Annotated in this window: 15 protein-coding genes; 11 read left to right on the top strand and 4 right to left on the bottom strand. The window is 40.3% G+C overall.

The genetic code is table 11. The features are described from left to right. Positions 1-68: 68 nt before the first annotated feature. The gene (locus tag AC1RJ8_RS16515; protein ID WP_492954944.1) at positions 69-3,431 is read right to left on the bottom strand and encodes a TonB-dependent receptor; all 3,363 of its coding nucleotides are present in this window, start codon (positions 3,429-3,431) and stop codon (positions 69-71) included. Between the two features lie 619 nt (positions 3,432-4,050). Here AC1RJ8_RS16515 and lpdA point away from each other — a divergent pair. From lpdA to asnS, 9 genes are all read left to right on the top strand, one after another. Continuing rightward, positions 4,051-5,439 carry a dihydrolipoyl dehydrogenase gene (lpdA, locus tag AC1RJ8_RS16510; RefSeq protein WP_029275810.1) on the top strand — a complete coding sequence of 463 codons (1,389 nt, stop codon included), beginning with the start codon at positions 4,051-4,053 and terminating at the stop codon, positions 5,437-5,439. A 175-nt stretch (positions 5,440-5,614) separates the two neighbouring features. Further along, a complete protein-coding gene (locus AC1RJ8_RS16505; RefSeq protein WP_492954943.1) occupies positions 5,615-6,454 on the top strand; it encodes an MBL fold metallo-hydrolase in 840 nt (279 codons plus the stop codon). Beyond that, complete coding sequence (locus AC1RJ8_RS16500; protein WP_492954942.1) at positions 6,455-7,015, top strand: GNAT family N-acetyltransferase; 561 nt, start codon at positions 6,455-6,457, stop codon at positions 7,013-7,015. A gap of 111 nt (positions 7,016-7,126) precedes the next feature. Further along, positions 7,127-7,486, top strand: coding sequence for a hypothetical protein (locus AC1RJ8_RS16495; RefSeq protein WP_492954941.1), 360 nt, complete (start codon positions 7,127-7,129; stop codon positions 7,484-7,486). Between the two features lie 828 nt (positions 7,487-8,314). Continuing rightward, complete coding sequence (locus AC1RJ8_RS16490) at positions 8,315-8,842, top strand: ferritin (protein ID WP_138823284.1); 528 nt, start codon at positions 8,315-8,317, stop codon at positions 8,840-8,842. Positions 8,843-9,436: 594 nt separating this feature from the next. Beyond that, entirely contained in the window at positions 9,437-10,885 is a 1,449-nt protein-coding gene (locus tag AC1RJ8_RS16485) for a circularly permuted type 2 ATP-grasp protein (RefSeq protein ID WP_492954940.1), read from the top strand. Positions 10,886-10,895: 10 nt separating this feature from the next. After that, the gene (locus AC1RJ8_RS16480) at positions 10,896-11,831 is read left to right on the top strand and encodes an alpha-E domain-containing protein (RefSeq protein WP_426328634.1); all 936 of its coding nucleotides are present in this window, start codon (positions 10,896-10,898) and stop codon (positions 11,829-11,831) included. Between the two features lie 94 nt (positions 11,832-11,925). Continuing rightward, positions 11,926-12,909 (top strand): transglutaminase family protein, encoded by a 984-nt coding sequence (locus tag AC1RJ8_RS16475; protein ID WP_492954939.1) that lies wholly within the window; start codon positions 11,926-11,928, stop codon positions 12,907-12,909. 122 nt (positions 12,910-13,031) lie between these two features. Then, positions 13,032-14,480, top strand: a complete 1,449-nt coding sequence (asnS, locus tag AC1RJ8_RS16470) for an asparagine--tRNA ligase (RefSeq protein WP_029275819.1) — start codon at positions 13,032-13,034, stop codon at positions 14,478-14,480. Between the two features lie 636 nt (positions 14,481-15,116). Here asnS and AC1RJ8_RS16465 read toward each other — a convergent pair. Genes AC1RJ8_RS16465 through AC1RJ8_RS16455 form a run of 3 tightly spaced genes read right to left on the bottom strand, consistent with a single transcriptional unit; the run spans position 15,117 to position 17,293 of the window. Beyond that, the gene (locus AC1RJ8_RS16465; RefSeq protein ID WP_492954938.1) at positions 15,117-16,778 is read right to left on the bottom strand and encodes an FMN-binding glutamate synthase family protein; all 1,662 of its coding nucleotides are present in this window, start codon (positions 16,776-16,778) and stop codon (positions 15,117-15,119) included. Between the two features lie 10 nt (positions 16,779-16,788). Next, a complete protein-coding gene (locus AC1RJ8_RS16460) occupies positions 16,789-17,043 on the bottom strand; it encodes a Txe/YoeB family addiction module toxin (RefSeq protein ID WP_492954937.1) in 255 nt (84 codons plus the stop codon). After that, positions 17,036-17,293 carry a type II toxin-antitoxin system Phd/YefM family antitoxin gene (locus AC1RJ8_RS16455; protein ID WP_412468217.1) on the bottom strand — a complete coding sequence of 86 codons (258 nt, stop codon included), beginning with the start codon at positions 17,291-17,293 and terminating at the stop codon, positions 17,036-17,038. Before AC1RJ8_RS16455 ends, AC1RJ8_RS16460 begins: the two co-directional genes overlap by 8 nt. 125 nt (positions 17,294-17,418) lie before the next feature. On the opposite strand from AC1RJ8_RS16455, the gene AC1RJ8_RS16450 reads away from it, so the two are divergent. Both AC1RJ8_RS16450 and AC1RJ8_RS16445 read left to right on the top strand, forming a co-directional pair. Next, positions 17,419-18,039: an L-threonylcarbamoyladenylate synthase gene (locus AC1RJ8_RS16450; protein ID WP_167293758.1), complete on the top strand. Its 621-nt coding sequence runs from the start codon at positions 17,419-17,421 to the stop codon at positions 18,037-18,039. A gap of 1,813 nt (positions 18,040-19,852) precedes the next feature. Further along, a complete protein-coding gene (locus tag AC1RJ8_RS16445; RefSeq protein ID WP_492954936.1) occupies positions 19,853-25,069 on the top strand; it encodes a CehA/McbA family metallohydrolase in 5,217 nt (1,738 codons plus the stop codon). Positions 25,070-25,104: the final 35 nt, after the last annotated feature.

Here is a 25,104-nt window from a genome sequence, read left to right as displayed (position 1 = left end):
TTCTTTGTAACAAAAAAAGCGCCGATCAGAGACGATCGGCGCTTTAATATTATATAATTTGTTATGTATTAGTTAAAGTTATAACGAACACCAAACTGCATATAATAAGTTGAAGAAATGGTTTGAGAAGTACCAAATGTTTCTCTCGTAATATCACCTTGACTATTGTTAAGTCTGAAAGTAGGTTTAGTTGTATTGCTGATAGAACCAACATTTTGAGGAACCAAAATAGCAGAACTATTAACAAAATTAACATTACCCCATTTACGGTTAAGCAAATTACCAACATTGAAAATATCAACTGTAAACTGGAATGAATTTTTAGTTTTTCCAAAGTTTTTGAAAACTTCTTGCGTTAACCTAAAATCGAACTGATTTCTCCAAGGTGAAGTACCAGCATTGCGTTGGGCGAATTCACCTCTATGTTTGCTCAAATAAGCATCTTGTTGAATATAAGCTTCGAATATATCGGCTTGTTCTTGAGCACTGTAGGCAACTTTATAGTTAGTTGTTCCAGCTGGAATAGCGACAAAAGATGAAGCCGTCATTTCTCCAGCTTTAGGTATATAAATTAAATCATTTCCTGATTGACCATCACGATTAAAATCGGTGCTGTAAGTATATGAGAATCTACCTTGTTGAGTTCCTTCATAGAACAATGAGAACGAAGTCGCTAAATTTCCAAAATATTCTTTTCTATATGAAATATTTGCAATAATACGATCAGGATTTAAATTCTGAGAATAGCTTAAGGTTGGGTTATTTGGATTACCAGCAGTGGCAGGAATTGACCATAAATTTAATAACTGATCACCACCACCATCGCCATAATTGCGTTGATCAGATCGGGTATAAGCGATCATTGCAGCTAAACCACCTTGAAATTGTTTTGTTAATTGTGCAGTAGCCTGCCAGTTATATCCACCTTTAGCATTAGTCATTTGAATAACGTTAAAACCAGAAGAACTGGTCGTAGCAGCAGAAGTTGTAACTGCACCGGCACTTGTTAAAGAAACGTTTTGCCTAGCAAATGCACCTGTTGATGTTGTTGGCAACTGACCACCAGAAGGGAACATTAATCTGGTGTCTCCGTAACCGCTAATATTTAACGCTGTTGGATTAACTAAGTTTATATTCTGAGCAACCGCTACATTTAAATCTCTTCCATAAATACCTTCCAAGGTTCCAACAATACCCCAAGGCAATTTAATATCAAATGCTAAGCTTGATTTCCAGGTCTGTGGAAGTTTCAAGTTAGGAGACATTACGCTAATGCTACTTGGAATTGAAGAACCTGCTGCAGGAGCAGCACTCAATAAATTTGGGGCTATGCTTGGATTAAAAAATGGAGTATTTGCTTGACCTGAATAAGTTTGGGTATATTGTAATAATCCAGCGTCACCCGATTGAGAAACAATCCATACAAATGGAATACGACCGGTAAAGATACCTGTACCACCACGTACCTGGAACGAACGGTCTCCGAAAACATTCCAGTTAAAACCAAAACGAGGCGAATAAGAAATTCTATTTTCAGGTAATAAACCGGTATCAACTTTTTGACCTGCGAAAGAAAGACCAGCAACCAATGGATGCGTTCTTACTTCCGATACATCAGGATAAGTAGCTTGTTCAACACGTAAACCGGCAGTTAATTTTAAACGGTCAGATACCGTAAATTCATCTTGTAAGTATGCTGAATACTGGTTAAACTCAAAGCTAGGATAAGCTTGAGAACCATCAGCTGTTAAAGGATAAGTAACAGCATAGTTCGAAGGCTTGGCATTATTTACAAAATCAGCCCAAGAATTAAAGATATAATAACCTGTTCCGAAACGTTGAAAACCATTTTTAGTGGTACTAAATTCTGCTTGTAATCCTAAACTTAAGTTATGTTTTCCTAAAGCAATACTTAAATCATCAGAATAAGTGTATCCCTTAACATCCCGCAAGTTACCATAAGTAAATGGCTCGTAGCCGAAAGAAGTTGCAACTGCAGGACCATCAAGTATATCCACTAAAGGAAATGGGCTGCTATCTGATTTTCTTGGGTCATTTTGATGAGAATAAGTTGCCCTAGCAACATTTGTTACTTTACTTCCGAAAGATGAGGTTAATTCAGCTACAGCAGAATATAAGTTTGCAGCTTGGTAGTAGTTTGAACTTGCAAAAGATAATGCGGTGTTTGCAGTTCTGTTATTTGCTGTAGAGAAAGTTGCTCCAGATCCGGTTGTAGAGTTACTTAAAGGCGAAGGCGATTGACTCTCTACTTGATTATAACGTACACTGAAACGTTGAGATTTTGAGATATTCCAATCTAAACGTGCAAACATTTTCTCGTTATCACTGATATTCGAGTATCCTTGATAAGGACCTGTCTCGTAACCATATTTAGATTGCAAATAAGATGAAACTGTATTTAAGAAAGTTTCAGTAGGTTTTGCAACATAAGATGGTGTTCCTACTCCGCCAAAAGCAAGTTGTGGAGTTGAAGCAATTTTGTTTGTTCCTGGCTGAATAGTGTGTTTCTTCTCATAATTCACAAAGAAGAACAATTTGTCCTTAACAATTGGGCCACCAAAACTAAAGCCATAATTTTTCTCATCAAGCTTTTGAAGCGTACCTAATCTAAATGTTTCACCAATTCTTTTTCCTTGTTGTTCTTCACCACGCATCGTGTAAAATGCATTTCCGGTAAAAGTGTTTGTACCAGACCGGGTAACCGCAGTTACCGAACCTCCAGTAAAACCAGTTTGACGAACATCAAATGGTGTTACATTGATTGAGATTTGCTCCAAGGCATCAATTGAAATTGGAGAACCACCAGCAGGGATGTTCTGACCAATACCAAATTGGTTATTGAAGTTAGCACCATCTACGGTAAAATTGTTCGAACGATAGTTACCACCACCAATTGAAGTTCCGTTTGCCTGTGGCGTTAAACGGGTTAAATCGTTAACACTTCTGCTAATAGTTGGTTGATTTTGGATCTGTTGTTTGCTAATAACAGTAGAAGTTCCATTCCTACTTGAATTCATTATAGAATTGGTGCTTTGACCAATAACTTTAACTTCAGCCAACGTAGAGCTATTATCAGTTAAAACTAGATTTAATAAGTAAGGTTCTCCTAACTTCAAATAAACTTCAGTTTGTTTCTCCGGTCTGTAACCAACAAAACTAACTTCAATGGTATAAGGACCGCCAACCCGCATACCACCGATGGTAAAACGGCCATCGTTGTTTGTAGATACCGAATAAACAGTCCCAGTTGGTGTATGTGTTGCTTTCACACTCGCACCAGGTAAGGCGCCTTTGGCATCCTTAATTGTTCCTGTCATTGATGATGTAGTTACCTGTGCATTGGCACCAATGGCAATACCTACAAATGCAACAATAACCAGTACTAATCTTAAAAGTAAAGATTTCTTCATACTTTGTTTTTTAAATGTTTTTTGTTGTTGAATAATAAATCTAATAGGGATATTATATTATGCCGCAAATGTACCCAATAAAATTTAACACATTTTAACATCTAATGTTAAATAATTATTAAGTCAGGCAAAACTTTTCAACATTTAACACATATTGCAGTGATTATAACTTTCAGTTTATCAATACATTGTTTATAAAACTAAATTTTTAATAATAAAATCAACAGTTGATTATAATTTAAGCAGAAAACCTATGCTAACATTGGTATTTTTCAAATAATACATGTTAACAACATTTTTTAAACCCTAAACATCGCGGTTATTTAACTTTTTACCAGCTTATCAATATATTATTCTGCAAATCCACCTGATTGTAGTTGTCATTTTTAAACAGCATGCTTAAAACAATATTCAATCATTGTAAATTTTCACTGTTATCTCAATATTGAGCTAAGCAATTGACATTTTTTTTTTAGTTTTGAGCGATTGTTGCTGGATGAAGATCTTTTAAATTTTGTAATCCGGATGTGGGGCAGCCCTGATTAAGGAATGAAACCAGACGATTACAGATAATACAAAACAATTAAAACAAATCTCTTTAAAATAGATTAAAAAACAGATGAATTACGACGTTATTGTTTTAGGCAGCGGCCCAGGTGGTTACGTAGCTGCAATCAGAGCTTCTCAGTTGGGACTAAAAGTTGCAATTGTTGAGCGTGAATCATTAGGTGGTATTTGTTTAAACTGGGGCTGTATCCCTACTAAAGCACTTTTAAAAAGTGCTCAGGTTTTCGAATATATTAATCATGCTGCTGATTACGGAATTACTACTGCTGGTGCAACCGCAGATTTTGCTGCTGTGGTAAAACGCAGCCGCGGTGTAGCCGATGGCATGAGTAAAGGCGTTCAATTTTTAATGAAAAAAAATAAAATTGACGTCATCATGGGTACTGGTAAAGTAAAACCAGGAAACAAATTAGAAGTTAAAGGTGCAGATGGCTCTCAACAAGAGCTAAGTGCTAAAAATATCATCATTGCTACAGGTGCCCGTTCAAGAGAATTGCCTAACCTGAAACAAGACGGTAAAAAAATTATCGGCTACCGCCAGGCCATGGTACTTCCTGAATTACCAAAAAGTATGGTAGTAGTAGGTTCTGGTGCTATTGGTGTAGAGTTTGCTTATTTCTATGCTACTATGGGCACAAAAGTAACCATCGTAGAATTTATGGATAATGTTGTTCCGGTTGAAGATGAAGACGTTTCTAAACAATTGTTACGCAGCCTGAAAAAAGTAGGTATCGATGTCATGACATCAGCAAGTGTTGAATCTGTAGATACCAGCGGTGCGGGCTGTAAAGTTTCGGTTAAAACAGCTTCGGGTATGCAAACTATCGAGGCCGACATCGTGCTTTCAGCTGCTGGCATTGTAGCCAACATCGAAAACATCGGCTTAGAAGAAACCGGTATCAAAACGGAGAAAGGCAAAATTGTTACCGACGAATTCTACAATACTTCAGTTAAAGGTTATTATGCAATTGGCGATGTAGTAGGCGGTCAGGCACTTGCCCATGTGGCTTCTGCAGAAGGTATTATCTGTGTAGAAAAAATTGCTGGTCAGCATGCCGAGCCATTAGATTACAACAACATCCCGGGATGTACGTATTGCACCCCTGAAATTGCTTCAGTAGGTTATACCGAAAAAGCAGCTAAAGCAGCTGGTTACGAGTTAAAGATTGGTAAATTTCCATTCTCTGCATCAGGTAAAGCAAGTGCTGCCGGTGCTAAAGATGGTTTCGTAAAATTAATTTTCGATGCTAAATACGGAGAATTATTAGGCGCACACATGATCGGTGCCAACGTTACCGAAATGATCGCCGAAATCGTAGTTGCCCGTAAATTAGAAACTACTGGTCACGAAATGATTAAATCTGTTCACCCTCACCCTACCATGAGCGAAGCCATTATGGAAGCTGCTGCTGATGCATACGGAGAAGTGATACACTTATAAGGTAGAAGGTTTAAAGGTGGAAGGCCTAAGGTGCCACATCGATAAGTAAAACCAATATCATTTACAAAAACCCTTTAGTTAAAGCTGAAGGGTTTTTGTATTTTTAACCAATTCCGGTCTTGATACTAGATACTAACTACTTGATACTTGATACTAATTACTTGATACTACAAAAATGAAACTCCACACCATAAACACAGGCTTATTTAAATTAGATGGTGGCGCTATGTTCGGCGTTGTACCCAAGGCCATCTGGCAAAAAACAAACCCTGCTGATGCGAATAACCTTTGTACCTGGGCCATGCGCTGCCTGTTAATTGAAGAAGGTAATCAATTGATTTTAGTGGATACCGGAATTGGGAACAAACAGGACGAAAAGTTTTTCAGTCATTATTACCTGCATGGGGATGACTCGATGGAAAAATCGTTAGCGCAGTTGGGTTTTAGCACAGCTGATGTTACGGATGTTTTCCTCACACACCTTCATTTTGATCATGTTGGCGGGGCAATAGTAAGAGAAAATGAGAAACTGATACCAGCCTTTAAAAATGCACATTATTGGAGTAATGAAAAACATTGGCAGTGGGCAGTAGCGCCAAATGCGAGGGAAAAAGCTTCTTTCTTAAAAGAAAACATTCTGCCGATCCAGGAAAGCGGACAGCTTAAATTTGTAGCCGAAAAAGAAAATATCGAATGGCAGAAAAATATCAGCATCAGTTTCGCCTATGGCCACACCGATGCCATGATGCTGCCAAAAATCAGTTACAAAAGCAGAACCATTGTATATATGGCCGACCTCTTACCTTCGGTGGGTCACCTTCCCCTGCCCTATGTAATGGCTTATGATATGTTTCCTTTAAAAACCTTGACCGAGAAACAGGCTTTTTTAGAAGAAGCTGTTAATAACAACTATATATTATACCTGGAGCACGATCCCGTTAACGAATGTTGCACCTTACAGCGAACAGAAAAAGGAATCCGTGTGTCCGAAACTTTTAACCTAAGTGATATTTAGATGATCAGACCAGCTATGCCCTCAGATACAGAAGAAGTTGTACCACTGATTATTCAGGCGATGGGCAAGCTGGCCAAGAAATTAACCAATTTAGAAGACGATGAAATAATTAACCGGATCTTTAAACATTTTTTCCAACAAAAGAACAACCAATACAGTTACGAAAATACCCTGGTTTTTGAAGATGAAGGCAAAATCCTGGGATCTTTAAATGCTTATGATGGCGGAGAACTCCTAAAGCTTCGCCTGCCATTTTTAGCATACCTGGCTGAGCATCACCAGGCCAATAATACCGGTCAGGGCACCGAGACTCAAAGCGGTGAATTCTACCTCGATACCATTAGTGTTAATCCGAATGCCCAGGGAAAGGGAATAGGAAAACAGCTCATTAAAGCAGGTATAGATTGGGCCAAACAACTTGGCCACCATACTGTAGGTTTGTTGGTAGAACAAAACAATGATCGTGCGTTAAAACTTTACCAAAACATGGGCTTTGTTATTCAAAATGAAAAACAGTTTATAGGCGGACTCTACCATCATATGGTCTTTAAGTTCAAATAATCCCCTCCCCATATAGCTTTTGAGCCGCTAAATGCTCCACGCCCAGCACGCTTCAAATTTATTTTCGTTTTTATTTGTATTTAATCTAAATAATGCCAATTTTTGTAACCGATGGAAAAAGCGTGTATCGATATTAATGAACTGGTTAACGTATTCTCAAATACCCATGGTTCTATTTATCAATCAGATAAATTAAACTGCTTTTATGTAGATTTTGGTGGCAAATTTGCACGCTTTAATTGCCTGTCGCTTCAAAAATTAAAAAAGGTTGTAGAAGATATTGATATTGAAGCACTCCTTTTAAATACCAACAAAGCCGATTTCGAACTGGTTACCTTTAATGGCTGCGAACACATCTATTTATTAAGTGCTTTAGAAATTATCGCTTTAAAAGATTTGTTGCAGGGTACTTTTACCATGTTCAAACTAAATCACCTTATCAGCGACTGCCTTTACAGACTGGTTTATTAGTCGTTAGTTCAGTGGCTCATTAGTAATTAGTTTATTGGTAGTTCAGGGTGGTTAATTGCTTAAACCGCTTAACAGATAGTGATTCGATGGCTCATAGCCATATTGCACACAAACCTCACTTAAACCTTAATTTTCTTAACTTCTTAATGGTAAGCATAATTGGTTAATTGTAGCAATTGCTTAAACTGCTTATTCACTTATATCAAACTATCAACTGAAAACTGCCAACTGAAAACTGTATCGTTTAACTACATCCATTTTTCGTTCAATCCATTCGGTGCGTCATACTGAACCCAATAGCTATCGGGTTACTTCAGTATCTATTATATCGGAAAAATCCTGAGATAAACTACCATTGACAGATTCTTATAGAAGAATCGTCATTGCGAGGAGGAACGACGAAGCAATCTTTCATGCCGGTGATCCTGTTACAAAGATTGCTTCGTCGGCAAAAAAGCCTTCTCGCAATGACGATAATCTGAGGAGATTTATTTCCTTGAAATTCACTGATAGCTGAAAACTGTCAACTCCTATCGCTATTGATACATTAGTTATCCAATATCGCTCATTTGCAATTTTTCTATTTCGCTATTGGTCATTGTTTCATTAGTTATTAATTATTGGCAATGAACCTCCCTTTATCCTTCTGATCCTCAAGCACTATCCGTTTCGCGTTATTCTGCTATCCATTCCCATCCCCGCCCCTTATTTAAACTGATTACAAATAACTAATTATCAGCAATTTAGACTAATTTCATATAGCAAATAAATCACACAATATACTTAATTTGATGTTACCTTTGTATCATTAGTTAAGCAAAGAAAATTATGAAAGACTTAATGCGCATTAAATGTTTAATATCACAGGATATCGAAACATTATTAAATCAGCAGATCAAAAAAGAAGCTCACTCTTCATCACTATATTTATCAATGTCATCTTGGTGCGACCAAAATGGATTCGACTTTTCAGCAGATTATTTCTTAAAGCAATCTGAAGAAGAAAGAGTACACCAGCTTAAATTGTTCAAATATGTTTTAGATATGGGCGGAAACGCAATATCTCCGGAAGTTTCTGGTATTAAAACCGAATTTGCCGGATTTAGGGAAGTTTTCGAAGATGCTTTAGAAGCAGAGATTGCCATTACCCAAAGTTTTAAAAACCTGGCGGCTAAATGCCACAAAGAGCAGGATTTTGTAACCATGGAATTCTTAAACTGGTTCCTGAAAGAGCAACGCGAAGAAGAATACAAAGCACGCAGGGCATTAGAATTGTTCGAAGTGATTGGCGAAGAAGGTACAGGAAGATGGGAAATTGATAAACACGTGAACAAAATCACCTATTCAGAAGAATAACAATAACAAAACATATATTGAAAGCTATCCTAAAAAGGGTAGCTTTTTTTATGCACTTAGAATTCCTATGAGGGGTCGTCATTGAGAGGAGGAACGACGAAGCAATCTTACAACGATCGCTACAATCCATAGTCGTAAGATTGCTTCGTCGGCTGAAAAGGCCTCCTCGCAATGACGACTTTTCTTTGAGAACGCTCCTTTCCGACATACTTTATCCTATGGTTACTGAACTGTAATGACATCAAAAAAGAAAAGCCCCGTTTACCGGAGCTTTTTTTGGTTTAGGATGTTTGGTTTATGTTGATTATGAATAAGTCTTGATGCTTTTGTAAAAAAAGCGCCGTTACCAGCGCTTTTTTTAAACCAAATATATAATAATAATTAACGAGCATTACAAAAGTACAAACTTTATTCATATTAGCAAGTATTTTTATTAAAAATTTTAAATATTTTAATAAAAAAATACATAAAACACTAAAATACAGACATAAAAAATAAACTAAATAGATATAAATCATATAAAAATTAATTTTTAACACAAAAAAACTAGTTTTTTCCTTTCAAAATCATAATTTAAGGAAATATTTAAGCAAAATGATAGAAGATTTTATAAAAAATTACTTAAATCATCCCAAAACATATGATGAAATGTTCCTAAATGGCGATCATTACCGAGATCATTATTCGAACTTCATCAATAATTTCTCTAAAGAATCGCTCGAGAACCTGAACAAAAAAGAAGAACTGGCTAAAAAGCTGTTCATGAGCCAGGGCATTACCTTTACGGTATATGATAGTGGCGAAGGCATCGAAAAAATCTTTCCTTTTGATATTATTCCAAGAATTATTACCTCAACAGAGTGGAGTTTTATAGAAAAAGGAATAAAACAACGCTTAAAAGCGCTGAATCTTTTCTTAAATGACATTTATAGCAATCAATTTATCTTAAAAGACCAGATTGTACCGATAAACGTAATTTATTCTTGTCCGCATTTTTTAAGAGAGATGCACAATGTAAACGTATTACACGATATTTATATCCATATTGCCGGAATAGACTTAATAAGAGATCATGACGGAACATTTTATGTACTTGAAGACAACCTGCGCACACCTTCGGGCGTAAGCTATATGCTCGAGAACAGGGAAATCACCAAAAGATTATTCCCCGACCTTATTCCGCAATGCGGCGTAAGAAGTGTAACCGAATACCCTGCCATATTGTATAAAAATTTAATGAGCCTCTCTCCCAGAGCTGTTTCGAACCCAACAATTGTACTGTTAAGCCCGGGTATGTATAATTCTGCCTATTACGAACACACTACCCTGGCCCGCTTAATGGGGGTAGAACTGGTAGAAGGGCGTGATCTGGTGGTTAAAAACCAAAAGGTATTTATGAAAACCACCACTGGCCTACAACAGGTTGATGTGATTTATCGCCGTGTAGATGACGACTATCTTGATCCGCTGGTTTTTAATCCGAACAGCGTACTGGGCGTTGCAGGCCTAATGGGCGCCTATCGCAAAGGCAATGTAGCCATTATTAACGCAATAGGCAATGGCGTAGCCGACGACAAAGCCGTTTATACTTATGTACCAGACATGATCAGGTACTACCTGAACGAAGAACCCATACTCAAGAATGTACCCACCTACCAACTCAGTAATAAAGACGAGCTCGATTATGTTTTTGCAAACATCAATACCATGGTCATAAAAAAAACCAATGGAAGTGGTGGATATGGCATGTTAATGGGGCATGCTGCCAGCGAGCAGGAAACTAACGAATACAAAATCGAAGTACTGAAAGATCCCCGCAATTTTATTGCCCAACCTACCATAAGCCTGTCTTCAGCCCCGTGTTTTATCAACGGAAAACTGGCGCCACGCAGAATCGATCTTCGCCCTTTCGCCTTAAACGGACCGGATGGCATTTCAATTGTGCCGGGCGGCTTAACCAGGGTAGCCTTAAAAGAAGGTTCGCTGGTCGTAAACAGTTCGCAGGGCGGCGGCAGTAAAGATACATGGGTTTTAACTTCTTAGAATACAGAATATGTTAAGTAGAGTTGCATCAAGCTTATATTGGCTAAGCAGATATGTTGAGCGCAGCGATGGTATGCTGCGCATGTTAAAAACAAATTATGCTTCCTCACAAGATACCATACAGGAATTTACCTGGAAGCCCGTCATAAGGATTTTTTCGTCAGATGACGAAAATGAATTATTGAATATCCAGCACGATAGCCGGGCGGTGATAGAATACCTCTTGTTAAACCGAGAGAATCAAAATTCTATTTTAAACATCGTTACCCTGGCCCGGGAAAATGCACGGAGCGTTCAGGAACATATCCCTAAAGATTTATGGCAGTGTTTAAACGAATATTACCATGCGGTAAAAGACGAGAAATTATTGTGGTACGTACAGAAGGATGATCCTGTTACCGCCCTGGATGTTTTGATTAAACAGGTAATGTTATATAACGGAACTGCCGACAGTGTGATGGAGCGTGGCGAAAGCAGAAGTTTTATGAATATTGGCAAACACCTGGAGAGAAGCATACAGTCAGTCGATATTCTCGATATTAAATTCAGCTCGATAAGCAGCAATCCGGATCTGCTTACGGATATATCCTACTGGAAACATTTATTGCTATCATTAGGTGGTTATGAGCTATACCTAAAAACTTACAGGCAAGGTTTCGACGCAAAAAACATCATCGAATTAGTGATGCTCAACAATGATTTTCCAAGGTCGGCACTGTATGCGATGCATAATATCGAAAGGTATTTTAACCGGTTAAAGAGCGAAAGCAATATCGAACATTATAACAACTTATCTTTTAAAATAGGGCGTTTAAAAAGCATGATCACCTATAGCTCGGTAAATACCATGAACGAAGAGCAGCTGCATCATTACCTTACAGAGATCAGAGCTGAACTTTTCGGCATCGGAAACCTGCTGAATGAATATTATTTCGCAAATTCATAAATAGTTTTTTAACCACAGATACTATTCTTTTATTGATTTATGATCTGTGTTTATCTTTTTTTATCTGTGGTAACCTATAATAATAAAAACCAATATGCCAATTTTCAAAATCAAACATATCACCAATTACAAATACGAATTGCCTGTTCGGGACAGTGCAAATCAGATTATATTATTTCCGATCAAGGATGATTTTCAAAAGGTGGTTAAACACGACCTGAATATCTCCGGAAGCCCGGAAATTGAAATCTTTATCGATTATTATGGCAATGAAGTAGGCACATTTACTCAAAATGAGCCACATACCCAGCTGAAAATTTTTTCTAAAGTGAGTGTAGAAACCTTCCCGAAGCCATTGCCGCAAGACGATATGTTTAGCAGCGAGCAATGGAACAGTTTGAGCGCACTAAAATTCGAAGTGCCATATATCGATTACTTACGACAAGAAAGTTTCGAGGGCATTAGCCAACTGAAAGAAACAGCACTGAAGATTAAAGATACTGAAGATACACCCTATCAAACCGCGATAAAATACTGTGCCGATGTTTTCAATAATTTCGAATACATTAAAGGGGTAACAGCAGTTGACACCACCATAGATGAAATTTTAAAACTTAGGGCAGGTGTTTGTCAGGATTTTGCCCATGTATTAACGGCCATGTTGCGTTTAACCGGGATTCCTGCCAGATATGTGAGCGGTTATATCTGCCCAAATAGAGATGGTATGCGGGGTGAAGGCGCCACGCACGCCTGGGCCGAGGCCTATTTACCAGAATATGGCTGGCTGGGTTTAGACCCCACCAATAACTGCATTGCTAATGAAAACCATGTGCGCCTGGCAGTAGGCCGAAATTTTGCCGATTGCTCACCAGTAAAAGGGGTTTACAAAGGTGGTTTCGAACATATTATGGAAGTTAACGTATCAGTAGGTTATAATGATGAAGACTTTAATGATCACGAAACTTATTTTCAGCCAAAAGAAGTGAATTACACTAAACCATCCGGAACAATAACCACCGCAAGAACACAAAACAGCTATCAGCAATATATGGAAGCGATGCAGCAGCAACAACAGTAGGCAGTTTTCAGTTTGCAGTTAACGGTTCAATTGCCTCATGCTAAAAAACTAAAAACTGTATACCGAAAACTGCCAACTGATACGTTTTTTTTTCTAAATTTGCGCCTTTTACAAATAACAATATGATTAAGAGACAGCAAATTAAAGATTTATTAAAGTCGACAGCATTTGACACAGAGGTAACGGTTATGGGATGGGTTAGAACTTTCCGTAATAATCAGTTTATTGCATTAAATGACGGGTCTTGCATGAGCAATATCCAGGTGGTGATCGATTTTAATAATTTACCTGATGAGCTGTTAAAAAGAATCACTACCGGTGCGGCCATTTCTGCAACAGGTAAGCTGATCGAATCTTTAGGTAAAGGTCAAACTGTTGAGATTAAGGCAACAACTGTAGAAATTTTGGGTGATAGCGATCCTGAAAAATTCCCATTGCAACCAAAAAAACACAGTTTAGAGTTTTTGCGCGAAATTGCACACCTGCGTTTCCGTACCAATACTTTTAATGCCGTTTTTAAAGTACGTCATGCTTTGGCCTTTGCCATTCACCAATTCTACAACGAACGTGGTTTTGTGTACATGCACACACCTGTAATTACCGCAAGTGATGCAGAAGGTGCCGGCGAAATGTTTAAGGTAACCACTTTAGATTTCGACAATACACCACGTACAGATGATGGCAAGGTAGATTTCTCGCAGGATTTCTTTGCCCGAGCAACCAACTTAACCGTATCTGGTCAGTTGGAAGGTGAGTTAGCGGCAATGGCTTTCGGACAGATTTATACTTTCGGACCTACGTTTAGGGCAGAAAACTCGAATACCACACGCCACCTGGCAGAGTTTTGGATGATTGAGCCAGAAGTTGCCTTTGCCGATTTAGAAGATAACATGCAGCTTGCAGAAGATATGATGAAGTATGTGATTAAATATGCTTTAGACAACTGCAAAGATGAATTAGAATTCTTAAACACCCGTTTGGCCGAAGAGGATAAACAAAAACCACAGAACGAGCGCAGCGAATTTAGCTTGTTAGAAAAACTCGATTTCTGTTTAGCCAACGAGTTTGAACGTTTAACTTATACGGAGGCGATCAGGATTTTAAAATCTTCTAAACCAAACCAGAAGAAACAATTTAAATACCTGATTGATGAATGGGGTGCCGATTTACAAAGTGAGCACGAACGTTACCTGGTAGAAAAACACTTTAAAAAACCGGTAATCTTAACAGATTACCCTGCCGATATTAAATCGTTCTACATGCGCCAGAATGAGCCAGATGCCGAAGGCAGACAAACTGTTGCAGCGATGGACATTTTATTCCCGGGCATTGGCGAAATGATTGGCGGATCGCAGCGTGAGGAACGTTTAGACCGTTTAACTAAACGCATGGAAGATTTAAACATTCCACAGGAAGAACTTTGGTGGTATTTAGATACCCGCCGCTTTGGATCAGCTCCGCACTCGGGTTTTGGTTTAGGTTTCGAACGTTTAGTATTGTTCGTAACCGGAATGACCAACATCCGCGATGTAATTGCTTTCCCAAGGTTCCCGAAAAACGCAGAATTTTAACAGGATTTAGGGTTTAGGGTTTAGGGTTTAGGGTTTAGGGTTTAGGGAAAACAAATAACCCATTATCAAAGGAGTCAGGTTTTAAAACTTGACTCCTTTTTTTATCTATAAAATTATTTCGATTTGCAATGCGAGGGAACAGGTCCATCATACTGAACTTGTTTCAGGGCATTTCGTCATACTGAACTTGTTTCAGTATCTATCCCGCTATTTTTGTTATTAAGACCCTGAGCTAAACTCAGGGTGACGATCGAGAGAGCGGGTCCGTCATACTGAACTTGTTTCAGGGCATTTCGTCATACTGAACTTGTTTCAGTATCTATCCCGCTATTTTCGTTATTAAGACCCTGAGCTAAACTCAGGGTGACGATCGAGAGAGCGGGTCCGTCATACTGAACTTGTTTCAGTATCTATCATGCTATATTGCACATTCATAATCTCCCTATTTCTGGCCACCTAAACCTGATTGACGCGGATGCCGATTTTTCATCGGCAGAAGCAAAAAGCAGGACTGAACAAACCTAAACACCACTGCCCATGCTTTCCAAAAAAACTAATGAGTTTTGCCATATGCTAGACTTATGAAGTTCTGCCTACGCTCGGTCCCTTTTTAAACTTCGGAAGTCATCCGCAAATTTATCGTCCATCATCATGCATACTATCTCCATACGGATTGGCATGTGCATAATCTACCGCCGAAACCTTATAATCGGTTGGGGCAAAACTGGCCGAAGTGCTCAGCGCCATACCCAGCTCGTAACGTGTTGGGTAAGGTGTTTTTAACAAACTGCCTGCAGGGATATACGGAAAACTCTCTAAATAACTCTGCATTACACTCGGACTCACCCGCCTATTGATATATGCCCTGCTTAACTGATGCGTTTCTCTTAAACCCGCAGCCCCCAATAACTCTACCGCACTAGCCACAGTTAAGTTATGGAAGTTTTTAACACGAACGGTTTTATCTTCTACCACAAGGCCTTTCATTAAACTCTGATCTTGTGTAGCAACACCTGTTGGACAGGTATTGCTGTTACATTCTAAAGCCTGAATACAGCCCAAAGCGAACATCATTCCGCGGGCAGCATTACACATATCGGCACCAAGGGCAATATTTTTAACCAGATCGAAACCTGTTGCCACTTTACCCGAGGCGATAATTTTAATGTGTTTTTTCAGATCAAAACCATTCAAAACATCGTATACAAAAGCTACACCTTCGCGCAAAGGCATACCTACCGAATTCGAAAATTCCTGTGGGGCAGCACCTGTTCCGCCTTCGCCACCATCAACGGTAATAAAATCAGGATAAATACCGGTTTCTACCATGGCTTTACAAATGGCGTAAAATTCGCTTTTACGACCGATACAAAGTTTAAATCCTACGGGTTTACCTTCCGATAAATCGCGAAGTTTCTTCACAAATTCCAATAAACCGATCGGCGTATTAAATGCCGAGTGTGCAGGTGGCGACAATACATCTTTACCTTCGGGCACTAAACGGATCCTGGCTACCTCTGGCGTTACCTTTTTGGCGGGCAACATGCCACCGTGACCAGGTTTAGCGCCCTGAGAAAGTTTAATCTCGATCATTTTTACCTGGTCTGTTTTTGCCCTTTCGGCGTAAGCATCGTAATTAAAGGTACCGTCGGCATTGCGGCAACCGAAATAACCGGTACCAATCTGCCAGATTAAATCGCCACCTGGCTGACGGTGATAATCGCTGATTCCACCTTCGCCGGTATTGTGTGCAAAATTGCCCATTTTAGCGCCACCGTTTAAAGCCAGAATGGCATTCTGACTTAAGGAGCCAAAACTCATGGCCGATATATTATAAATACTCGCAGAGTAAGGTTTCTTGCAATCCGGGCCACCAACCATAACACGCGGATCTAAATTTAATTCGTGGTGAGAAATGGCTGCAATACTATGGCTTAACCATTCGTAACCGTTATCGTAAACATTTAACTGCGTTCCGAATGGAATGGTATCGTTATCTTTTTTAGCGCGTTGATAGATTAATGAGCGGTTTAGCCTGCTATAAGGTGTACCGTTTGTATCGCTCTCTACAAAATACTGGTAAACTTTCGGCCTCAGTTCTTCCATAAAATACCTTAAACGGCCAAAAACCGGGTAGTTCCTTACAATACTATGCTTGGGCTGATATAAATCGTAAATACCAAGGATTACAAAAGGACCGGTGAAGATGAATGTCCACCATAAAAAAGGATGGTAAAGGCCCAGCATAATGGTTAAGGCAATTAAAAATGCTGCAATTGCGACAAAAGCTTTTCTCATGTTGTTATTGTTAAGTATGATACCTGCACTGTAGGAGGATAATTTTGTTATCTTCTACTTTGTAAACAAGTCTATGTTCTAAATTAATCCTCCTCGACCACCATCCAGAATATTGATGTTTTAGTGGTTCAGGTTTTCCGGTACCTTCAAAAGGTGTGCGTTCGATTTCTTTTATCAAAGCATTTATTTTCTTCAGAACCGATTTATCAACCGATTGCCAATAGAGATAATCCTCCCATGCACCACCGAGAAACAATTTAATCATTATCGATTAAGTCTTGCTCCTTGGCCAAACCATTCTCATAATCTTTTAGTCCCTGCTCAAGTCTGATTGCATTTTTTGGGCTTTTTAACAAATAAAAAGTTTCCTGCATACTGTCATAATCTGCTTTAGATAGCACAACAACATCTTCTCCTTTTGCCCGGGTAACAAATAAGGGGGTATGGTTCGTAAAAACCTTATCTAAATAAGACTTTAAACTTTGCCTGAATGAGGTATAATTTGTGATTTCCATGTTACTGTTAATAATCTTCAAAATTAAAGATAATAAAAAAACTGTACAATTATTTGTACATATTTAGAATGTTTATGATTAATGTTATTTAAACAACAAACGTATTAATTTGTTATTTTTACGCTATGCTTATTAAGATCTATCCAGAAAACCCAAACGAAAGAGCCATTGAACAAGTTGTTGAAGTGTTGAAGAAAGGTGGTTTAATTATCTATCCAACCGATACCATTTATGGTTTGGGCTGCGACATTACCAATCCGAAAGCCATCGAAAAAATTTGCAGAATACGCGGCATCAAACCCGAAAAGGCCAATTTCTCTTTCATCTGTCACGATTTAAAGCATATTTCCGATTACATTAAACCGATTGACAATACCACGTTCAGGGTGTTAAAAAAAGCACTACCGGGTCCTTTTACCTTTATTTTTAATGCCAATAACAATGTACCTAAATTACTAAGTTCCAATAAAAAAACGGTGGGTATCCGTGTGCCCGATAACAACATTGCCCGTTGTATTGTAAAAGAACTGGGTAATCCTATCCTGTCTACTTCGATAAAGGATGACGATGATGTAATCGAATATTCTACCGACCCGGAATTGATCCACGAAAAATATGAAGACCTGGTTGATCTGGTCATTGATGGCGGCTTTGGCGACAATGAAGCCTCTACCGTAATCGATTGTACAACAGGCGAGTTCGAAGTGATCCGTGAGGGTAAAGGAAATATTGAGGAGTATTTGTAGCGACCGGTCAAAACCTCCCCCAACCCCTCCTGAAGGAGGGGAGTTCCCCTCACAGTTTCAAAAGGATCAATCTAGGGATACCTAGAACATGCCCCATAAACCCCTATCCGCCTATCGGCACCTTTCCCCTGAAAGGGAAAGGGCTAAAAAACAAATTACTGCACCCTGCAATACGCTCCATGCGATCTGTACCATGCTATCCGGCCTGGCAGATTTTCGCAGGAAAAAGCACGGAAATCTGTGCTCTTCCCTCCGTTCCCCACAGCCCAAGGCAGGATCAAGCGGGTGCGATGGAGTAAGCCAAGGCAAGAGCCTCGATACTGCCGCAATTAAGATTTCCGTAGGTTTTTACAAGAATTGCGCAGCAATCTTTTATACCTATAAAAACAATATAATCACATAAAAAACGGATGCGAGCCTTGATTTTTTGTTACTTTTTCATCAAGGAAAAAGTAAAAGCCCTTCGGTGGCTAACCGAGGCAAGCATAAGCCTGGGGCAAGACCTACAATTGTCATTCTGAACGCAGTGAAGAATCTGTCGGCAAAAGATCCTTCGTGCCTCAGGATGACAGAAAATTATTAGAAGCAAAAACGATGGAGTAACCGCCGTATCAATCGCAGATAACCCATAGTAGGAAGATTGCTTCCTCGGCTGCAAAAGCCTCATCGCAATGACGGATTTATTGTTGTAGTAGAATGATCACCGTATTATAGCCAGCGCCTTAAACCCCTATACGCCTATCGGCACCTTTCCCCTGAAAGGGAAAGGACTAAAAAACAAATTACTGCACCCTGCAATACGCTCCATGCGATCTGCTCACTGCTATCCGGCCTAGGAAATGATGGAGGGAGATCCTTCGACTACGCTCAGGACGTTAAAGCTTTTGCACCTCCTTTCAACCTACCACTATCCAGAGGCAGCACGCCCTCCCCGATTTTTCATCGGGGGCTTGTGCTGGCAACTAAAAAAGCTTTAACGAATTTATCCGACATCAGTTCCAAGCCTTTCAGTTATGCCTTGTTTGTTGTTGTTTTTTTAAGGCAGGCATGCTTTCGCTGCGCTCAGGTTTGTTTCTTTTGGGCCAAGCCAAAAGAAAGAGCCCCTTCGGCGGCGGCGAGCCGAGGCAAGCCCGAGCCTAAGGCAAGCCCGAGCCTAAGGCAAAGAATAGCGACCGCTTTAAGGTTCCCGTCTGCGCGGGAATGACGACCGTATTATAGCGGTGAGCCGAGGCAAGCCCGAGCCTAAGACAAAGAATAGCGACCGCTTTAAGGTTCCCGCCTGTGCGGGAATGACGAAATGTGTTTATGGAAAGCACAAAGATCTCTAAACTACGGTCAAGATGACGCCCCAGCTCTCCTCCTCGCCTAAAATTTATCAACATCCAACCTAAATACCAAAGAAATATATAAATTTATATTTTAATGCCGTACTCCACAAGCTTTTAACAAAACAAACAACTAAAATTAACCTCATTCTAATACTGAATTAATATTCTACGCTTATTTTCGTAACCTAATCATTCTATATGGCGCTACAATTACTCCAATAAAGCTTTCTTGCTAAAAAAATCGTTGTCAGCAAATGATTTTCGCACAATTGCTATAGGCATTTCCCTTTAGTAATGATGGTTTGCGCTGAATGATCAAAAATCTTCTAATTACAATCCTTATTATTCTGTATGGCAAAACGCTACTCCTAATCATTCCAATCTTCGCGGGACCGTTCCCGAAAAATAAAGCAATTATGCTTAATCCGCTCCGCTAACTTATTCAAAAAGATTAATTCATCATTTCATATCCCTAAAAAACTTATATGAAAAAACTTTTACTACTATGTTCTACAATGCTTTTGGCAACTTCGTTGTTTGCCCAAAGTTTTAACGGAACCTACAATTTCGGTAGCGTTTCTACCACTACCGGTAAAACGGACCCTACCCCGGTTCCAACTGCAACCGGAGTTACTTTTGGTTCTTTTACGGCTAACGGGGCTGTTTCTGCAAACCCTAACGCAGGAGGAAGGTTTTCTTTCACCAGTCAGCCTACAGGGGCAACCAATGCCAGTGATGTTTTTACCGGCACAATAGATTTAACCAAGTATTACGAAGTAACCATTACACCTGTTGCAGGTTACACCTTAAACATTACGGGGATTAAATTCACCCTGCAACGTTCAGGAACAGGAATCAGGCAATACAGTGTACGATCGAGTAAAGACAGCTATGCGGCTAACTTACAAGCCACTGTATCGCCCGCCAATACAGATCTTCAGGTTGTATCAGGAAACATATTTCAGGTCCTGGATGCGGCAACAACTGCCGAGGTTGGCAGTACCATTACCTTAACAGGCTTTACCAGCATTTCTACAGCAACTACTTTCCGTTTTTATGGTTACAATGCCGAAGCTGCCGGAGGTACGTTTAGTATAGATGATGTCGTTATTTCCGGATCTGCAGTTTCTGGTACCGACAATACCCCTCCTGTAAATACAGCCTCATACCCAAAAACATCAAATATTACCTCAACCTCTTTTAGCCTTACCCATAATATCGATGAGCCGGGTAAAACTTATTACGTTGTTACCGCATCAGGCAGCCCAACACCAACACCGGCACAGGTAAAAGCTGGATTAAACGGAAGTGGTACCGCAGCAATTAAATCTGGCGCTTTGACCAATGCAGCTAATACAGATGTTAGTACATCCATTACCGGATTAACTGCAACTACAAATTATGCTGTGTACGTGGTGGCAGAAGATGGTGCCAGCACGCCTAATTTACAAACTTCAGTTACACTCCTAAATGTAACAACACTGGGTTTGGCAGATGTTACCCCACCGGTAACGGCAGCCACTTTCCCCAAAACCACAACGGTTACCACTACCTCAGTCGATTTTATAAACAACATTAACGAAGCCGGTACCACTTATTATGTTTTGGCCCTTTCGGGAGGTACTTCGCCAACACCTGCACAGGTGAAAGCTGCTCAGGATGGAACCGGATCTGCAGCTTTAAAATCGGGATCATTTGCCAACACGGCTAACACCGATGCCAGTGCATCCATTACAGGTTTAACAATCGGTACTGGTTATACCTTATATGTAGTGGCACAAGATGCCGCTGGCAATTTACAAACTACAGTTGCCGCGGTAGATGCCACCACTGCTAATCCTCCTCTGGTAAGCGCACCCGTAATCATCAGTCAATATTACGAAGGCACTTCTGTAAACAAATGGATCGAACTAACCAACCTGAGCAACGCTCCGATCAATACTGCATCACCACAGTTAAAATTGGCTTTATACAATATTTCGGGCGATGCAGGTAACATCAACATCACTGGCACACCTTCGCAAACGGTAAATTTAAACTTTACCATTCCGGCTCATGGCTCCGTACTTTTGGGCAATACGGGCAACAGCAATACCGAAGTACCCTACCTAAGTACTTCCAGTGCCATATTAAACAGCAATACCGTAATCAACTTTAACGGTAACGATGGTGTGGCACTTTTAGATGCCAATAACAACATTATAGATGCTTTCGGTCAGGGAGTTAACGCCAAAGATGTTTCTTATGTAAGAAGTTTGAATGTAACCGCACCTAGTCCTACTTACGTAGACGACGATTGGACCAGAACACCACTGGCTACCGTTCAAAATGCCATTGATGACGACGATGCCAATAGATTGGGTGTACATTTCCCACCTAACTTACCTGCCTGCGCCGCGCCAACCAGTCCGGCAACAGCATTAACCTTCAGTGCCGTAACTACAGGCAGTATCACCGCTGCTTTCACTAAATCGGCCGATGCCAACGAATACCTGATCATCAGAAGTTTAAATGCCACTTTGAGTGCGCTTCCGGTTGATGGTACTGCTTATGCCATTGGTTCTGCTTTTGGTGGGGGTACGGTAATTAACAAAATTGTAAACAATACCTTTACCGATAACAATCTAAACAGTTCTACTACTTACAACTATTTTATTGTTCCGTTAAACAACCTTTCTTGTACCGGCGGACCGAAATATTTAACCACCAATATTTTAACCGCAGCACAAAGCACTAAAACCTTATTGCCCTGTGCCACCCCAACGGCACAGCCTACAGGTTTTACCATTACTTCTGCAAACTATAACTTTATCCAGGCTTCTTTTACAGCCGCCAGCGCAGCTGATGAATACCTGGTGGTGATGAGTACCAGCAGCACCTTAACCGCAGCACCGGTAAACCAAACGGTTTATAATGTAGGCGATGCTTTAGGTGGTGGTATTGTAGTGAAAAGAGGAACGGGCACTTCATTTATCAGAAATGGTTTAACCCAGAACACCAATTATTACTTTTTCACTTATGCGGTAAATAGTGCCTGCAGCGGTGGCCCTTTATATTTAACCGCACAGCCCCTTTTAGGAAACTTTAAAACCGGTATCCTCGATGTAAACAAACTCAACTTCTATTATGGTAACTTACACAGTCACAGCAGTTATTCTGATGGAAATAAAGACGATTTAACCAAAAAACCAGAAGATGATTATGCTTTTGCCAAAACGGCGATGAACCTCGATTTCCTTGGAATATCAGAGCATAACCATACACAGGCCGGCATGTCATTGGCCAACTGGCAACCGGGTATCATTGCTGCCAAAAATGCAACCACTTCAACTTTCGTTGCTTTGCACGGTATGGAATGGGGTGTAATCAGTGGCGGCGGACACGTAATTGTGTATGGTATCGATTCACTGATCGGCTGGGAGCCCGGCGAAAACCAGATTTATGTACCTAAAAGTACTTATACCGGGCCAGCGGGTTTATTCAGGATCATTAACCGCCATGGTTTAAATGCCGTAGCTACTTTGGCTCACCCTAATACTACCGATTTTAACAACATCTCGGCTACTTATGATTTAAGCGCCGATAGCGCCATTGTAGGTGCGGCACTAGAAAGTGGTCCTGCGTTTTCAACCAATGTTACCTATTCCGATCCCGCCAGCTCAATGAGTTATTTAAGCTATTATAACCGCATGCTGGCTAAGGGTTATCACCTTGGTGCAAGTATCGATCATGATAACCACAATTTAACCTTTGGTAAGCACACCCGTGCCAGGTTAGTGGTATTGGCTCCCGCCCTTACCGAGAACGATTTATTGGATGCCATTAAAAAGATGCGTTTTTATGCATCACAAGATTCGGCAGCCAAAGTGGTTTTCACCATCAACAAACAACCGGTAGGCAGTGTATTTAAAACAGCCGGTGCGCCACAGATCTCGGTGAGTTCGATTACCACAAGTCCGGTAACCAGCATTAAAATTTTATACGGAACACCTGGAAGCGGTACCAACCCGGTAGAATTAACCACCAGTCCAACCGCAAGTTTAACCTATACCGATAATGCACTGGCCAACCTGGCCACAGGCTATTATTATGCTGATATTGTAGAAGCAGACGGAAGCCGGATCATCACCTCGCCCATCTGGTACACCAGGGATGATGCTACCGTTAAAAAAGACCAGAATATTACCTTTGCGCCTACAAGAACTGCTACTTACGGCGATCCTGATTTAGTTGCAGGAGCCACCAGCGATAATACCGCCATCAACATTACTTATACCAGTAGCGATACCAATATTGCCACCATTAGCAATAATGATATCCACATTGTAAAAGCAGGAACCGTAACCATTACGGCCAATCAACCGGGCGATACTTTCTTTAACCCGGCAATTGCCAAACAACAGGTATTAACCATTGCACCTAAAGCCATTACGGTAACCGCAGATGCCAAAACCAAGCTAGAAGGAACAGCTGATCCTGCATTTACCTACGTTTCCAGTCCTGCATTAATTGGTACCGATGCTTTTACAGGCGCATTAAGCCGTGTGGCGGGCGAAACTGCAGGCGATTATGCCATTCAGCAGGGAACGCTGGCTTTAAGTAGCAATTACAGCATCAACTACAATTCTGCCAATCTTCATATTAATCCCAAACCGGTTGCCGCACTAAGTGCCAGTGTTGCTGTTCCACAAAACGCCACTGCTCCGGTAATTACCTTTAGGGCTACTGCAGGTACAGCACCGTTTACATTTACTTATAACATCAATGGAGGCAGCAGCCAAACGTTAAAGGCAACAGGCAATACCGCAACAGTAACGGCACCAACCAATGTGGTGGGCACATTCGTTTACACCATCACCAACATTGCCGATGCTTTTAGTGCACAAGCACAAAATGTTTCAACCACGGTAACGGTTCGTCCTTTACCGGTAGCCACCATTGCAGGTAATACATCCGTATGTAACTTCGGTTCATCACCAAACATTACTTTCACAGGCTCGGTTGGTACAGCACCTTATACCTTTACTTACAGCATTAATGGAGGTAGTAACCGCACGGTAAGCACAAGCTCAACTACTGCAACGGTTAGTGTACCAACCAATTTAACAGGTACATTTACCTACAATTTAGTAAGCGTGACCGATGCTTATGCGACCCAAACACAAAGCGGAACAGCTACGGTAACGGTAAACGCCCTGCCAGTGGTTTCCATCAGCAGCAACAAAGGTTTATCGATTTCCAAAGGCGATGCCATCATTTTAACGGCTACCGGCGGTACACAATACAGCTGGACAGGCTCGGATATCGTTAGCGGACAAAGTACTGCTGCCTTAACCATCCGACCGAAACAGAGCGGTACTTACCGTGTTACTGTAAGCAATGCAAGTGGTTGTGTGAGCGATCAAAGCATTGCCATTACCGTAATAGACGATTATAAACTCGAAGCCAGTACTGTAGTTACGCCTAATGGTGATGGTTATAACGATAAATTTATCGTGAAAAACATCGATTATTATCCAAACAATACCTTGAAGATATTCGATAAGGCCGGGCGGATTTTATACACCAAACATACCTATGCCAACGATTGGGACGGAACCATAAACGGTAGTCCGCTGAATGAAGGAACCTATTATTACATCATCGATTTGGGTAGTGGCATCGGTACATTCAAAGGTTTTATCAACATCATTAGAGACTAATTACAGACATGAGAGCAATTACAAAAAACATAAAG

Source organism: Pedobacter sp. GW822-FHT03F06 (genome assembly GCF_058801365.1).
This window is presented reverse-complemented; position numbering and strand designations above follow the sequence as displayed.